Origin of the sequence: Actinoplanes sp. NPDC049118 (assembly GCF_040648555.1) — a bacterium.
Classification (GTDB): Bacteria; Actinomycetota; Actinomycetes; order Mycobacteriales; family Micromonosporaceae; genus Actinoplanes.
This window is the reverse complement of sequence record NZ_JBEZDY010000035.1, coordinates 15,762-31,236: the sequence shown is the minus strand read 5'-3', so window position 1 is coordinate 31,236 and position 15,475 is coordinate 15,762. Positions and strand designations below refer to the sequence as shown.

13 protein-coding genes are annotated in these 15,475 nt (G+C 71.5%); 2 read left to right on the top strand and 11 right to left on the bottom strand.

The genetic code is table 11. From position 1 onward, the window contains the following. The 8 genes from AB0B58_RS37310 to AB0B58_RS37275 all read right to left on the bottom strand — a co-directional run bounded on the left by AB0B58_RS37310 (window position 1) and on the right by AB0B58_RS37275 (window position 7,783). A complete protein-coding gene (locus AB0B58_RS37310) occupies window positions 1–1,020 on the bottom strand; it encodes a MoxR family ATPase (protein WP_360234229.1) in 1,020 nt (339 codons plus the stop codon). 11 nt (window positions 1,021–1,031) lie between these two features. Then, complete coding sequence (locus AB0B58_RS37305; protein ID WP_360234226.1) at window positions 1,032–2,456, bottom strand: effector-associated domain 2-containing protein; 1,425 nt, start codon at window positions 2,454–2,456, stop codon at window positions 1,032–1,034. Window positions 2,457–2,484: 28 nt separating this feature from the next. Continuing rightward, window positions 2,485–3,318 carry a hypothetical protein gene (locus AB0B58_RS37300; RefSeq protein WP_360234223.1) on the bottom strand — a complete coding sequence of 278 codons (834 nt, stop codon included), beginning with the start codon at window positions 3,316–3,318 and terminating at the stop codon, window positions 2,485–2,487. Between the two features lie 114 nt (window positions 3,319–3,432). Further along, on the bottom strand, window positions 3,433–4,503 hold the full coding sequence (locus tag AB0B58_RS37295; protein ID WP_360234220.1) for a sigma-70 family RNA polymerase sigma factor: 1,071 nt from the start codon (window positions 4,501–4,503) through the stop codon (window positions 3,433–3,435). After that, window positions 4,500–5,078, bottom strand: a complete 579-nt coding sequence (locus AB0B58_RS37290; RefSeq protein ID WP_360234217.1) for a sigma-70 family RNA polymerase sigma factor — start codon at window positions 5,076–5,078, stop codon at window positions 4,500–4,502. Before AB0B58_RS37290 ends, AB0B58_RS37295 begins: the two co-directional genes overlap by 4 nt. Before the next feature lie 147 nt (window positions 5,079–5,225). Continuing rightward, window positions 5,226–5,429 (bottom strand): hypothetical protein, encoded by a 204-nt coding sequence (locus tag AB0B58_RS37285; protein WP_360234214.1) that lies wholly within the window; start codon window positions 5,427–5,429, stop codon window positions 5,226–5,228. Between the two features lie 240 nt (window positions 5,430–5,669). After that, window positions 5,670–5,873: a hypothetical protein gene (locus tag AB0B58_RS37280; RefSeq protein ID WP_360234211.1), complete on the bottom strand. Its 204-nt coding sequence runs from the start codon at window positions 5,871–5,873 to the stop codon at window positions 5,670–5,672. 38 nt (window positions 5,874–5,911) lie between these two features. After that, window positions 5,912–7,783 carry an ABC transporter ATP-binding protein gene (locus AB0B58_RS37275; RefSeq protein WP_360234208.1) on the bottom strand — a complete coding sequence of 624 codons (1,872 nt, stop codon included), beginning with the start codon at window positions 7,781–7,783 and terminating at the stop codon, window positions 5,912–5,914. A 221-nt stretch (window positions 7,784–8,004) separates the two neighbouring features. On the opposite strand from AB0B58_RS37275, the gene AB0B58_RS37270 reads away from it, so the two are divergent. Then, on the top strand, window positions 8,005–9,141 hold the full coding sequence (locus AB0B58_RS37270; RefSeq protein WP_360234205.1) for a PQQ-binding-like beta-propeller repeat protein: 1,137 nt from the start codon (window positions 8,005–8,007) through the stop codon (window positions 9,139–9,141). A gap of 39 nt (window positions 9,142–9,180) precedes the next feature. On the opposite strand, the gene AB0B58_RS37265 is transcribed toward AB0B58_RS37270, so the two are convergent. The 3 genes from AB0B58_RS37265 to AB0B58_RS37255 form a co-directional block, all read right to left on the bottom strand. Further along, a complete protein-coding gene (locus tag AB0B58_RS37265; RefSeq protein ID WP_360234202.1) occupies window positions 9,181–10,830 on the bottom strand; it encodes a TROVE domain-containing protein in 1,650 nt (549 codons plus the stop codon). A gap of 511 nt (window positions 10,831–11,341) precedes the next feature. Continuing rightward, the gene (locus AB0B58_RS37260; protein ID WP_360234199.1) at window positions 11,342–12,013 is read right to left on the bottom strand and encodes a GAF and ANTAR domain-containing protein; all 672 of its coding nucleotides are present in this window, start codon (window positions 12,011–12,013) and stop codon (window positions 11,342–11,344) included. Beyond that, window positions 12,010–13,029: a LacI family DNA-binding transcriptional regulator gene (locus tag AB0B58_RS37255; protein WP_360234196.1), complete on the bottom strand. Its 1,020-nt coding sequence runs from the start codon at window positions 13,027–13,029 to the stop codon at window positions 12,010–12,012. The genes AB0B58_RS37260 and AB0B58_RS37255 overlap by 4 nt, the downstream gene beginning before the upstream one ends. An 846-nt stretch (window positions 13,030–13,875) precedes the next feature. Between AB0B58_RS37255 and AB0B58_RS37250 the strand changes: the two genes are divergently transcribed. Beyond that, window positions 13,876–15,468 (top strand): glycosyltransferase family 2 protein, encoded by a 1,593-nt coding sequence (locus AB0B58_RS37250; protein ID WP_360234194.1) that lies wholly within the window; start codon window positions 13,876–13,878, stop codon window positions 15,466–15,468. Window positions 15,469–15,475: the final 7 nt, after the last annotated feature.

Below are 15,475 nucleotides of genomic sequence, written 5' to 3'. Positions count from 1 at the left end.
TCAGTACTCCGAGTTGAGCCGGCGGAGCACAAGCTCGGCCAGCCGCTCGTGTTCCGCCCTGCTGCCGACGCCGTCGGCGCTGGTAAGGAAGATGGCGTTCATCAGTTGATCGGTGGCCAGATCGCCGGCGTCGCGCAGCGTCAGGAACCGGTGTATCAGGTCGCGGCTGCTCTCCACGGACTCCTCACCGAGGTGCGCGGCCAGGATCTGCGCGAGTTGTTCGGGGCCGGGCGCCTGGACGTCGAGGCGGATGCAGCGGCGCAGGAAGGCCGGCGGAAACTCCCGTTCGCCGTTGCTCGTGATCACCACCATGGGGAAGGCACTGCAGCGGACCCGGCCGTCGCGGACCGGTACCCGGCCCGCCGCGTCGGAGGTCTGCACCGTCACCGGCCCCGCGTCGGCCATCCGGACCAGCTCCGGGATGGTGAACTCACCCTCCTCCACGATGGTGAGCAGATCGTTCGGCAGGTCGACGTCGCTCTTGTCCAACTCGTCGATCAGCAGTACGCGCGGGATCGGCCAGCCGGCGAAGGCGGTGCCCAGCGGCCCGAGCGTGACGTAGTTCCCGATGTCCGGGCTCGGCGCGGCCTCGGGTCCGAGGCGCGCCAGGTTGGCGTCCTGCAGCCGGCCGATCGCGTCGTAGCTGTACAGCCCGCCCTGCAGGCTGGATCGGCTGTTGATCGGCCAGTGCAGCACCGGACCGAGCCGGAGCTCGTGCGCGATGCTGTGTGCCAGCGACGACTTGCCGGTGCCCGGCTTGCCGGTGACCAGCAACGGGCGCCGCAGGTAGAGCGCGGCGTTGACCGCGTCGATCGTCGCGGCGTCCGGCAGATACCGTCCGCCCCGATAGGAGCCCGCGTCGTACGCGCCGGCCTGCACGAGGTCGTCGGTGCTGGACACCACCTCCCCGTCGAATCGCCGCCACGCGGGCGGGGCCGGTAGCCGGGAGATGCCGTCCCCCGGCACTCCGGTGCCGCGGTAGAGGTGCCAGCCGGCGCCGTTCGGCGATTCCGAAACCATCGTCACTCCTGTCACTGAGGCGCGCTCAGCCGCTGTGTGGGTGGAAGGAGACTCGGGTCGTCCCACATCAGGCTGAGATCGTGTCCGACGTGATGCGGGTCGGCGGGTGTCGCATCGGCCCGGATGCGGGTGACCGCCCGCCATAGGTCCGCCATCGTCACCGGTCCGAGCTGGTCGGCGATGGCGCGGCGGACAGTGCCGGGGTCGCCGCCGTTGCGCGACCAGAGCATGGCGGGCACGCCCGCGTTCAGGACGGCGGCGACCTCGTGACCACAATGCCGGCCGCGATCGTTGGGACCGGCCGCCATCGCGACAAGTACCGGCTCCGCGGCGGACAGGGACGCGGAGATCTGGGCCGGCCGTTCCAGCCAGTGTGCGGCGTCCGCCGCCAGGGCCTGCCGCTGCGCCATGAGCCGGCGCCAGCTCAGCTCCCAGCGACGGCGCAGGAGAATGCTGTGCGCGCGGTCGATGCTGCGCACCACCACCGGATACCGCACGCCGATCGACGGCTCCCCGCCGTCGGACCACCGGTCGACCGGCAGGCCGAGCAGCGACGACGGCAGGAAGAACTCCACCCGCAGCGGATCGCCGGGCGCGAGCCGGCCGGACATCTCGGTCACGAGCCGGACCGTCTGCCGCCGGACGTCGTCGAGCCGGCGCGGCTGATCGTCGGCGAACCACATCATTCCGGTGTGGTCCTCGCGCTGAATCCGGGCGATCAGAAGGTACCGATCGCGGTGAATGCCGTCCTGTGTCAGTTCGAACTGGAGGCAGGTCAGCATGGCCGGGTACGACGGACGGTCGGCGGCCGCCTCCCGAGCCCGCCGCAGCTGATCGGCGGGCACCGCCAGCCGGTGCGCCACCGCCGCCGCCCACTCCCCCAGCGGCCCGGACGGTGCCTCGTGCAGCCGCGCCGCCAGGAACAGGACGAACCGGATCACGGGGGGTGCGTCCCCGGGCGGACCGATGGCGTCCTCGATCAGCTCGACGACGGCGTCCGGCGTGTCGGCGGCGGGCGCCAGAGCCGGCCCGAGCCGACCGACGGTGGAACGGTAGGCCGCGGCGATATCGGCGGGCGCGGCCCGCGCCAGCAGCTCCAGCAGCGTGTGCCGCTCGTCGGCGCGCAGCAGCGCGTGGGGCTCGGTCAGCTCGACGGCGGCTCGCAGGCGCTGCCCCGCGTGCGGGTCGAAGAGGGCGATGACCTCGGCCAGGGCGGCCAGGCCGTGCGGTTGCGCGGCACAGGCCCGGATCAGGGACACCAGCTCGGCCCGGGTGCTTGCGGACCGGGCGAAGTCGAGCCGCCCGACCGTGTGCCTGAGTTCCTCGATGACCATCGACCGGCCCATCGCGTCGGCGAGGACCGGGGAGTCGGCCAGGATCGCCACGGCCTCAGCCAGGTCGAGACGGCGGGACCGGGTGGGTGGCGGGTCGCTCACGGCTCCCTCCCCGTCGCCGACGGCACGGTCATCCGGCGTACGCCATGATCGCCGCGGCGGTGGGTGCGCAGGACAGATAGCCGCCGAGAGTGTGAAAGTCGACCGTGCCCAGGTTCACCTCGTCGTGCAGGTCCACCGGGAAACGGTCGCCGAGGCGTCGCGGCACCGCGACCACGTCGCCGACGTCGGCGATGTTCACCCACCGGCCGACGCCCGGCGGCCGCGCGCCCCGTCCGTCGACCGGCTCCGGGTCCAGGCCCTCGAAGACCGAACCGGGCAGCCCGAGCGGCGAGCCGAGGGTGACCAGCAGGTCGACCTGCTGGCCGCCGGCGTGCAGCGCCTCGTAGGTCACCACCGATCCGAGCGAGTGAGCGACCACCACCTGCGGCCGGTGCCGGTCGATCGCCTCGGCCACCACGTCCCGGACGCGTACGCGCAGCGCCGGGCGGGTGAGATAGGCGTAGACCTCGCGCAGGACCGCGGTCATCACCCGGGTCAGCGATTCGCCGCCGCGCCGGCGCGCCAGCCAGTCCATGCCCTGTCGCAGCGGCGCGGTCAGCGAGCCCTGCGCCAGTTCGTCCGGCAGGCCCAGTTCGATCAGCCAGCGCAGCAGGGCCTCCTCCTCCGCCGGGGTGAGCTGGTCGAGCGCGTCGTCGTCGCCCTGCACGAGCGGGTCCAGCACGTCGGCGTAGTAGGCCGCGACCAGTCGGGGCGTGGTCTCGTGGCCCAGACCGGCCGCCTGGCAGCCGGCGGCCAGCCGGGGCCGCCACGCCTCGGCGAGGTCCGCCGCCGCCTGCTCCCGGGTCCGGCCGGCACGTAGATTCCAGATCCCGTGCACCATGACGACGGGGGACTCGGGCATCGGCGCTCCTCGACATTGCCGGTTCGGGTCTCCATTGGAGCACCGATCCGACAGATCCGTCACTCGCCCTTCAGGACGGCCGTGAAACGCCGGGCCGGTGATCGACAGGGGGCCTCACCGGCTCGCAGCCGAGGTGAATCCGTCGGGGAGCAGCCGGGCGAGTGCCCGGACGGCCCGGTACTGGAGGGCCTTGATCGCGCCCTCGTTCTTGCCCATGGTCTGCGCGGTCTCGGCCACCGAGAAGCCCATCAGGAACCGGAGCACGATGCACTCCTGCTGCTCCGGGTTGAGCTGCTTGACCGCGGTGAGCAGCGCCACGTTGGTGATGTGGTCGAGCACCGCCGACTCCGGGCTGCCCTGCGGGCCCGGGTCCTCGCGATCGCCGTCCAGCACGTCTCCGGTGCTGACCTCGAGCCGGTAGCGGCCCGACTTGAAGTGGTCGGCGACGAGGTTACGGGCGATGGTGACCAGCCACGCCCCGACGTCGCGCCCCTGCCAGGTGAAGCCGCGGATGCGCTTGAGCGCGCGCAGGAAGGTGTCGGAGGTGAGGTCCTCGGCGAGCTGCCGGTTGCCGACCCGGAAGTAGACGAAGCGGAAGACCGTGTCGACGTACCGGTCGTAGATCAGGCCGAAGGCCTCGGACTCGCCGGCCTGGGCCCGCTCGACCAGCGCCCACACCTCGGCGGCCGCGTCGGCCGGGTCGGGCCGGGGCGGGTACCTCGACGGCTGCGGGCCGGCGAGGTGCCGCGGCGGAATGACGGCGGTCCTTCCGCCCGGCTGCTGCGACGGCACGGCACGGCGGCTGTTCCTGAGCGCAGTACCCAGGGAGGCCGCCCTGCCGGACAGCACGTTGATGCGCCCGAGCGCGCCAAGCCGGTGCTGCCCGTCGACCACGACGACGGTGGCACGCGAGGCTCTCTCCCCTACGTAGACGTGAGCGGCCGCCCGGCTCTCCTCCTCGGCGGGAGCCGCGATCTCCTCGGCCGTGAGGTGGTCGGGCAGGCCCTGACCGGTGTCGGCGGCGATACGCAGGACACGCCGCTCGACCTGGGCGCGCCAATGCTGGAGGGCTCCGGTGGCGACCATCTCGTCCACCCGCCGGTCGATGTCGTCACCGGCGGCGGGCTCGGCCGGGAGATCCCGGTGTGGCTCCGGGAAGCGGCTGGTGTTGTCGCTGGTGTTCACCGGGTCTCCCTCCGCTCGGTCTCGGTGTCCGCCGCTTCGGGTTCCTGCGCCGACGCCGGCCTCGGTATGCGGGCGCGCAACTTCTTCACGCCCTGCGCCGCGTTCTGCCGTACGGCCGGCTCGGTCTTGCCGAGCTTGGCGGCGATCTGCTTGTAGTCCAGGTCGTTGACCACCCGCTCCCGGATGACGTCGCGCTGGGCCGGCGGCAGGTGCACCAGGTGCTGCTCCACGACCTGCCGTTCCTCGTAGAGATCGGCCTCGGGCGCCGCGGCCACGCTCTCCTCGACCCGGTCCGGGGAGGTCAGATCGCAGAGCCGGGCGTACGCGCCACCGCGCATTCGCTTGATCTCGTTGACCAGCGCGGTGTGTGCGTAGGCCCGGTGGTTGTCGATCTGCGGCCATCGCCACCACATCTGCGCCATCACCTCGGCCGCGGCCTCCTCGGCGTCCTGCCGGTTGCCGAGCCTCTTCCAGGCGATGTTCACGAGGCGGGGATGCTCGCTCGTGAAGAACTCGTCGATCTCGGGGCTGGTGACCGGCGTCCGGGGCGGATCGGCGTCCGGTTCGGGCGTCACGCCGGCAGGCCCTTCACAGCTGGTGCCACCGCACTCTCCGATCGCGTAGCTGACCGTTGTCATGCAGTAGAGGCGCCACCGTGCCCGCGACGTGACGGTTGTCCCCGCAGAGGGTGAACGGGGTCCACTTTCGAGTGAAAGGCTCGGCTACGGCCGGCCGCGCAACGCGGCATACAGCCCGGCCGCGGCGAGCTCCAGGGTCAGGCACGCGCCGAAGGTGGCCCCGCCGACGGTGAGGATCTCCAACGCGGTGCCGCGCAGAACAGCCACGCTCAACGCGGCGATCGCCGCCATAAGGACCGCCACGGCGATCCCGCACAGCGTCACGATGATCCCGATCACCAGCGACATCGTCCGATGCGGCCCGGAACCGGTGTCATCGCGGCTCAGGCCGGCCGGCGGTCGCCGTCTTGGGGCCGGGTGCGTCGCACCACTCACGAGAGCACTCCCTCTTGATCGAAGCCACGCGCCGCGAAGCGCGGCGTTGTCGTCAAGAAGGAGTGCGGTCGCGCTCTTCACGTGAACACCCCGCCGTGCGACCCACGTCACACAGCAGGTAGAGACACTGCCCTGCGTGGCCGTGGCCTGATTTCAGGCATAGTGCCGGTAGATGGGACGGGCGACGCAGGCGAGTTTGCTGGATCCGTCGACCTCGACGGTGAAGTCGAAGGTGCTCTGTACGCCGTTGCCGGTCACGTCCTCGACGCTGACCACGGTCGCGTTCAGACGGATCTTGGATCCGACCCGGACGGGGCTGGCGAAACGGACCTTCTCCAAGCCGTAGTTGACGCCCATCTTGACGCAACACCTTGCGCCGGTCGCCTCTCCAGTCCTCAGGAACCCCCGGCCGGTACGCGCGCATCCGCACCGTCCTGGCCTGCGGCGGTGCCGAGGAATCCGCCGGACTGCCGCGACCACAGGTCCGCGTAGAGGCCGCCGCGTTCCAGCAGCTCGGCGTGGGTGCCCTGCTCGGCGATCCGGCCCGCGTCGAGGACGACGATCCGGTCCAGGTGCGCGATGGTGGAGAGCCGGTGCGCGATCGCGATCACGGTACGGCCGGTCATCACCTCGCCGAGGGTGTCGTGGATGGCGGCCTCCGCCTCGGAGTCGAGCGCGGAGGTCGCCTCGTCCAGGACCAGGATCGGCGCGTCGCGGTAGAACGCCCGAGCCAGCGCGATCCGCTGGCGCTGGCCGCCGGACAGGAGCACACCGCGCTCGCCGACGTGCGCGTCCAGTCCGGTCCGGCCGTCCGCGTCGCGCAGCCGGGCGACGAATTCGTCGGCGGACGCCCGGCGCACGGCCGCCTCGATGCGTGCGTCGGCGACGCCACCGGGGCCGGCGATGTTCTCCCGGACCGAGCGGTGCAGCAGGGTGGCCTCCTGGGCGACCATGGCGATCTGGCCGCGCAGGCTCTCCTGAGTCACGTCCGTGATGTCGGTGCCGTCGATCATGATCGTGCCGGACTCCGCGTCGTGGAACCGCAGCAGCAGGCCGACAAGCGTGGACTTGCCGGCGCCGGAGCGGCCGACGATGCCCACGCGCTCACCGGCGGCGACGTCGAGGCTCAGCCGGTCGAGCCCGCCCCGGCCACGGCCGTAGTGGTGGCTGACCTGCGAGAAACCGATGGCTCCGCCCCGTACCCGAAGAGGGGTTGCCTGAGGTTTGTCCGCGACCGTGAGCGGTTGCGCGATGGTCCGCAGGGCCCGCCGGAGCGCGCCGACGGCGCCGAACAGCGACGACACGGCGTCCAGCAGCCACTCCGCCATCGCGGTGATCCGGAAGCTGAGCGCCAGCGCGGCCGCGACGAGGCCGAGGGGCGCGGCATCGGTACGCCAGAGCGCGATCCCGTACCCGACGAGCCCGACGAGCAGCGCGCCGCTGAGCGCCATCATGGTGCTGTTGATCGTCACCTCGACCCGCTGCAGGTCCAGGTGTGCCCGCCGGGCCAGCGCGAACACCCGACGGTCGTGCTCGGTGCGCGCGTCCCGGGCGCCGAGCAACGCGAGCGTGTCGACGTTCGCGTACGAGTCGACGAGCAGGCCGGTCAGCGCCGACTCCGCGTCCTGCAGGCGCTCGGAGGCGCGCCGGTAGCGCGGAACGACCCGGCGCATGAGCAGCGCGTACGCGACGATCCAGGCGAGCAGGGGCAGCAGCAGGCGCACGTCGATCGTGGACATCAGCCACACCGAGCCGGCCACGTAGGCGACCACGAACACCAGCGTGTGGATGACCGAGTACGCGGCGGTGCCGGCGGCCTCGCCGCCGTCGCGGACCCAGGTGGCGATGCGGCCGGCGAGGTCGTCGCGGAACCAGCCGACGGACTGCCGCGAGACGTAGCGGTGCGCCCGCCAGCGGGCGAGCGGGCGGGCGTTGGCGCGGAACGCGACGTCGTCCAGCGCCTCGCCGATCAGGTTGACGAGCGGCCTGACCAGCAGCACGAACACGGCGACGGTGAGCAGTTCGGTGCTGTGGCCGGCCCAGAACGTCTCCGGGCTCACGGCGGCGAGCGTGTCGACGAGGCCCCCGGCGTACCCGATGAGCCACACCTCGATCGCGGCGCACAGGATGGTGGTGGCGACGGCCACCGCTACGACGGGTCGTAGCGGCCGGAACTCCCGCAGGAGGAACCGCCATGCGCCGGCGGCGGGTACGTGGTCGTCGGCGGTCGGGAAGGGGTCAACAGGGTTTTCGAACAGACCTAACACGAGGTGCCTTTCCGGCGGTGGAGACAGACAAGGAACCGGGGATACCGCCGGACGTCCTCATGATCGATCTCCTCTTCGTGCCGGGTGGGCGTGGTACTCCTCGCGACGCTAGGCGTTACCGCGCTGCGCCGCTCCCCATTTTCGCCGGATCACGGGCCCGGGCGGGTGACCGTCCGCGAGTCCGGCGGGCCCGGCCCGGCGCGGGCGACGATCCTACGATCATGAACAAGATCGTGGCGGCGACCCTCTCCTGCCTGACGCTTCTCGCCGGGGCCGCACCGGTCGCGGCCGCCCCGGTGACCGGGCCGGACGCCGCCGGCGCCAGCAGGCTGCGTCTCGCCTGGAGCGTCGGTCCCGCCGCCGCGGCCATCGAGACCGCCCCGACCTACCTGGCCGGCTCGACCTACCACATGGAGGGCGTCGCCGACCCCGCCAAGCTTCGTTCGCTCACGCAGGTCGTACGCCGGGACGCCGGCACCGGCCGGCGCCTGCCGTTCGCCACCGGGGCGATCGAGTCGATCGCCGGCTACCGGCCGGCCGCGGACGGGCGCACCCTGTACGTCACCACCTTCCGCGAGGACACGCACCTCTGGGCCTTCCGCCCCGACGGCCGGGTCCTGTGGGACCGGAGCCAGCCCGGCGAACGATTCCCGCACCAGCCGATGCTCGCGGGCCCCTACCTGATCACCGTGTCCAAGTCGGGGTGCGAGGTCGAGTGCGACAACACCACCGTCTTCGCGTGGCACGCCGATGACGGCCGCCCGGCCTGGTCGTACCGGCTGCCCGGCGGATACGTGAAGCTCGCCACCACCCCCGGGTACGCGGCGGTGCAGATCGACGCGGGCGGCACCAGCACCCTGACGGTTCTCGACGTCGCCACCGGCGCAAAGCTGTGGTCGCGGTCCGTGGAGGGCGGCAGCGGCATCGCGGTGGACGGTACGCACGCGTACGTCGCGGACGGGGCGCTGCGGGCGTACGGGGTGAGGGACGGGAACCCGGCGTGGGCCGGCGAGGAGGCCGGATACACGGCCGCCTACCCCAGCCGGTACGGGATCTTCGCGACGGCGGGGCAGCGCTACGCGGCCTACGACGCGACCGGACGGCGCCGCTGGTGGAGCGGAATCCATCCCCGGACCACGCTCACCGTCGACACCGGCATCGTGTACTTCCAGCAGTCGCCGACCGGGCACAACGCGGGTCCGGCATACCTGGTGGCCATGCGCGCGTCGAACGGTGCGCTGCTGAGCCGGGTGAGGATCTGGAACCGGGTCAGCGTCGGCGACGTCACGGTCGGCGGAGGGCGCGTCTTCACCAAGGCCCTCAACGAGAAGATCGTGGGTTTCGCCCCGGCCCGCTGACCACCCGCGACCACGCAGGGCCGGCGACGCCTCACCCGCTCAGAACGGCCACTGCTCGCGGGATCCGGCCTCGATGAGCGGGATCATCGCGAACGCGGCGTCGGACAGCCCGCCGAAGGTGTGCCGGTTGCCGGCCCCCGCCGGCGTGTGCCCCGCACGGTAACCGGCCAGGTTCCAGGTGAACACCGGAACCGAGGCGGGTACCGACGCCGCCACGTTCGTGGCACCGTGCCAGTGCGCCTGCTCGTCGGTGAGGATGACCACCCGGTCGTGGCGGTCGTAGTGCGTGCGCACCGCCCTCTCGGTCTCCGTCCCGCCGCCGTAGAAGTAGCCGCCCGCCTTGAACCGGCGCACCGCCGCCAGCACCGACTCGCCCGCCACCGCCGGGAACACCTTGGTGGCGTGTGAGAACGACACCACCGTCGCGTCGTGTGCGCGGGCGGCCAGCGCGAGGCCGAAGACGGTGGCCGCGTCCCAGCAGCGCAGCGTGCCGTCCTTGCTGAACGGGCACTCCATCGACCCCGACGTGTCGATCAGGATCAGGGTCCGCGCGTCCAGCGCGGGCACGTTCGCCAGCGCGTGCTGCAGCGCCTTCTCCAGCGGGTACGCCCATCGCAGGCTCGGTGCCGCGTTGTACGCCGACAGGAACCGCATCGGCAGCACGCGCGACCTCGCCACCTCGCCCGGGTCGGCCAGCCTCGCCGCCACGGTCTCGGCGACGGCGTCGCTGACACCGGCCTGGTCGAAGTTCCGCAGGTTGCGCAGCAACGCCAGGTAGCCCATCGCCGGGATGATCGCCTCCCACGCCGCGGCGTCCATCGTGGTCTGCCGCCAGCCGGCCAGCGCCTCCCAGGTCATGCCGGCGGCGTCCAGCACGGCCGGGTCGCCGATCTCCCATCGCTGCTCGACCGGCAACGCCATCAGCTCGGCCCGGGCCGCCAGCATCCGCAGCGACGCCGGGATCGGGTTGTCGCGCTTGCGACGCCGGTCGAGTGCGTGCCGGAACAGGTCACCCTGCCGCTCGTCCCTGGCCGTGGGGTGGGTCAGGTCGAGGACGTCGCCGAACCGCACCGCGCTGCTGTCGGTGTCGTACTTGAGCAGGCTGCGTTCGTGGTACAGCCGCACCGCGGCGTCCGCGACGCCCCGCTTGACCGGCTTCGGCAGCGCCCGGCCGTAGCGGCCCAGCCAGTACCCCAGCGCCTCACCCGGCTCGTCGGCCCGCTGCAACGCCGCGTCCACGACCGCCCGCGATCCCGGAATGCCGGCCGCGACCTGTGCGCGGGCACCCTCCAGGGCCGCCACCACCGACGCCGAGCGCAGCATCGCACCGGTGCGCAGCCACCGCACGAACCGGGCGAACCACTCGGGGTCGGCGACGGCGACGGCGGCGACCAGCTCGCGGAACCGGCCGTCCCGCTGTTCGGCGCCCTCGTAGAACGTGTCCTCGCCGACCATGTTCGACACACCCAGCAGGAACAGCTCGGCGCGCGGCTCGCGGGTGAAACCCGGCGCGCCTTCGGCGGTCGCAATGCCCTCGGTGGTCTCCGCGGGCGCCATCGTCGTGATGCGCTCGGCGGCCGCGGCGCGCAGGGCGGCCGCAATGCGCTCGGCGGCGGCAACGCCCTCGGCCGCGACGATGTCGTCGATTTCGTGCCGGTTCTGGCGCAGCTTGAAGTTGAACCTGGACATGACGTCCCCCGTATCCGTGGAACATGAAGACGCCGGCACACCGCCCGGATGCCCACGGGAAATGCGGTGTTGTCGCGCCTCCCGAGATCGGAACCCGGCGACGGACGGGCTCTTCGCCGAGGCCAGCGGGCCCCTCCAAGATGTAACCGTCACCTTCGCACCGGGAAGTGCGTGCCCGAGGTTAATGGCGGCGCCGACGGCCGGGCAACCGAGTTACCCGGAACCGTTCACGTCGCATGCCCGAGATCCGGGGCGGACACGGCGAGCCGTACAGGCTCTCGGTCGAAGAAGTAGCCGTATCCATCGCACCGGGCATGCGACGTGAACGCGCCTCCCGAGACCACGGCGGCGACGGCGACGGGCCCTTGCGGGCCAAGGCGACCTCGGCCACTGGTCGACACCACCGAAGCGGCGGCGGGATTCGAACCCGCGTCTCCCCGTTTTGAGCGGAAGTAACCGTTGCCTGCGCACCGGGAGGTGCCCGACGCACGCTAGGCGACCCGCGCGTACCTCAGCAAGCGATATTCGCAGCCGGCGGCGAAAGCCCGGCGTTGGAAGCGGCCGCAGGCCAGGCCGCGTGCGGAGCCGGCGTCGCCCGGCTGGTGAACTCAGGGGGCGGGTGCGACGGTTCGCCGGTGACGCCGGTGATGATGTCGGCGGCGATGTCACGGAGTTCGCGGTTGCGGTGCTGTGATGCCTTGCGGAGTGTGTCGAACGCGGCGGTGGCGTGGCAGCGTTGCTGCGCCATGAGGATGCCGATGGCCTGATCGATCATGGCGCGTGAGCCGGCCGCCTCGAGGAGCTGCCGCCGCAGCTCGATTAGATCGACTTGGCGCAGCGTGAGGGCCAGTGCCGCTGAGCATTGGGCGGCGAACGCCCGGGCGTTCTGCCGGGTCGGCCCGGCGAACGCGGCCGGCTGACAGCAGTAGAGATTCAGAGCCGCGACGGTCTGACCGTCGATGGTCAGGGGCAGGGAGAGGGAGCTGACCACACCGTGGGCGACGGCCTGCGGGCGGAAGCCGTCCCAACGGTCCTCCACGGCGGCGGGGAACACCGGAACGGCCCTGTTGCGCCGCCTGCGAGCGAAGTCCGGTCTCGAACCCGTCGGCGTCGTCCGGCGTGTACGGCGAGGTCGACCGGCGCTCGGTGGGTGTCGCGGCGGCCGCAGCGGCCATGGGCTCACGCCGACTCCCGGAACACGAGTTCGGCGGGGAGCACGATCGACGGCTCGACCGTCTCGCCGCCGGCCATCCGCAGCACCTGCCGGGCCATGGTCCGGCCGATGTCGAGAATGGGCTGGTGCACCGTGGTCAGCGGGGGATCCGCATGCCAGGCCACCGCGGTGTCGTCGAAACCGATCACCGCCACGTCGTCGGGCACCCGCCGGCCGGCCCGCCGCAGTGCCCGCAGGGCGCCGGACGCCATCAGGTCGGAAGCGACGAAGACCGCATCGAGTCGCGGCTCCTCCTCGAGGAGCCGGTCCATCGCGGCGATGGCGGATTCCCGGCCGAAGTCCCCGAACGCCTCGATCGGCCGGCGCCCGGACTCCGTCATCTCGGCCCGGTATCCGGCCAGCCGGTCGATCCCGCCGGTGACGTCCTGCGCGCCGGCGATCGTGGCGATGCGCCGCCGGCCGGATTCCACGAGCCGGCGCACCGCGAGCCGGGCGCCGTCGGCGTTCGCGACGTCGACGTAGGGCACCGGGATGCGGCCCGTGGGTCGCCCGTTGACCACCACCGGTACCCCCATCCGGACGAGCCTGCCGGTCAGCGGGCCGGCGTCGAGTGCGGACGCCACCATGACGCCGTCCACGTACCGGCCGGCGGCGGACTGCTGGAGGTGGTCGTGGCTCCGCTGCGAGTTGATCATCTGCAGCACCAGCTCCTTGCCGGCCTCGTCCAGGTGCCGGCTCACCCCGTGCACGAGGGACGGGAAGAAGGTGTCGTCGGAGAAGCAGCGGTCGGCGGATTCGGTGAGCACCAGGGCGTACGAGTCCATCCGATGGTTGACGAGACTGCGCGCCGCGTGGTTGGGCACATACCCCATCTCGTCGACGGCCCGCAGCACGGCGACGCGTTTGTCGGTTGCGACCGTCGTCGACCCGTTGACGACCCGGGACACCGTGGCCCGGGACACGCCGGCCCGTGTGGCGACCGCTTCCAGGGTCGGCCGGTACGAATCCCGCGCCTCGCCGCTCATCGTGCCTCCCGATCGAAATTGTTACTCCGCGGTAGTAGAAAAGACGCTCAGATGTCAATTTGGTGAGGCGTGTCCCAGACCCGCGGCGGCCACCGCAATAATCAGAAGATACCTGCCCGGAAATCTCGCGCGTCCCGCCAGACCAGGGTGTGACAGTACTCATCCTCCCACTCGGATGGAATCCACGGCGGCGATCTTCGCCCGGTAATGCCGGGCGCCCCCGATCGATCCTTTCAATGACTTGCCTAAATGCCTGACGGGGGGCCGTATTCGGCGGCACGGAGACCGTGCCGCGCATTCGACACCGAGGGTGTCGGAACCGTGGACTGCGCCCTGACCACGGAATCTTCCCGGCCGCAGCCGGTGCCGGCGTGTTTTCGGATGGCGCAATGAATGCCCGGCGCAATCATCGGGAGGGCCGCCGTCGCGACACCGACCGGAGAAGCGATTCAAGTCACCGTCGTCGCCTACCGGGCGCACTGACCTGCTGCGAAACGGCGATGATGATCAATTCGGGGCGACATTCGATGAACATCGCGTTTACGAGCGAAGTCGGCGCCGTTTCCATATCTCACCACCGTCTCGCCTGTGTTCGCGGTCACCGCATTTGCCAATGACGGCGGTCGACCCCTAACGTTTTTCCGGTGCCACTCGATGACGTCGGCCGACCAGGGTCCACACCCGTCCGACAGCGGGAAGACCAAATGTGATCGCCGTTTGCCAGGCGGAATGCCAGTCGGCACCCACGCAATGTCGCGGGGGTGACTCGGGCCATTTCGACGGGGACACCCGCCGATCCGCGGCTCTTACCTGAACCTAGGCCTGCAGAAATCTCTTGGAGCCACCATGTCGACCACTGATCCCCCGTCCCGCAAGGCCGTCGCGTCCGCGCGGCAGGCCTGGCGGCCGCTGCAGCGGTCCACCCGCCTCGCCATCCTCGGTGCGCTGCTCGCGACGCTCTTCTACCAGACGTTCCTGCTGGACCCGCAGTACCGCGGGCCGGTCTGGCTGTGGACGGCGATGCTGCTGGCCGAGGGCCTGACCGCCATCCACGCCATCGGTACGTGGTGGACCATCCTGGCCCACGACAACCGCGCCGAGCCGGTGGACGTGACGGTGCGGCGCAACCGGCTCCGCGCCGGCGCCGAGGTGCCGGGCATCGACGTCTTCATCACCGCGTACGGGGAAGCGCCCGAGCTGGTCCGGACGACGTTGCGGGCGGCACGGGACATGACGCTGGAGCACCGGACCTGGGTCCTCGACGACGGCGACAGCGACGCCCTGCGCGGCATCTGCGCGGACGAGGGCGTCGGCTATCTGCGCCGCGACGGTGGCCTGCACGCCAAGGCCGGCAACGTCAACGCGGCCTTCGCACGCACCACGGGCGAGTACGTGGTGATCCTCGACGCGGACCACGTTCCGGAGCCGAACTTCCTGCTCCAGATCCTGCCGCACTTCGAGGACCCGGACGTGGCGTTCGTGCAGTCGCCGCAGTCGTACACCAACCAGACGAACCTCGTCTCCACCGGCACGTCGGAGGCACAGCGCATCTTCTACGAGCTGGTGTGCCCCGGCAAGAACCACTTCAACGCCGCGTTCTGCGTCGGCACGAACGTGATGTTCCGGCGCAGCGCACTGGACGAGATCGGCGGCATCGCCACCGGCAGCAACTCCGAGGACATCTGGACCTCGCTGGAGCTGCACCGGCGGGGCTGGAAATCCACCTACGTCCCGCAGGTGCTGGCCCGGGGCCTGGCCCCGACGGATGTGGCGTCCTACTTCAAACAGCAGCTCCGCTGGGCCAGCGGCGGGTTCGAGGTGGTCCTGCGCGGCGGGCTGTTCCGCCGCGGCACCGGCCTCACCGTCGACCAGCGGCTGCAGTACCTCTTCGTCGGCACGCACTACCTGCTGTCGCTGGCGATGCTCACCTTCATGCTGCTGCCGGCGTTGTACCTGCTGTTCGCGCTGAGCCCGATCCGGGCCGACGGGGTGACCTGGGCGACGCACTACCTGCCGTTCCAGGCGATGGTCCTGATCGTCACCTGGCTGCAGTCCGGCGGATTCAAGGGCTCGGCCATCGTCGCGAGCATCGGCGCCGCGCCGGTGCACGCCCGGGCGTTCTGGGCGACGCTGCGCCGCAAGCCGGCCAAGTGGAGCGTCACCAACCAGGCCGGCGGGGGCACCCGGTCGCTCTGGGTCGTGATGCCGCAGCTCGCCCTGGTCCTGCTCAACGTGACCGGCATCGTCGTCGGTCTCGCCGTCATGGCGGACCCGGCACCGACCTGGCTCTCCGCCGCCTGGGCCACCATGATCGTGCTGATCCTGGGCCGGATGATCGTCGAGTCGGTCACCGGTCGCGACACCGGCGAGGCCGGCCCGACCGGCGCCGATAGGGCCACCGGGCCCACGGACGTACCCGCGATCGCAACGGCTCACTGAGCGCGCC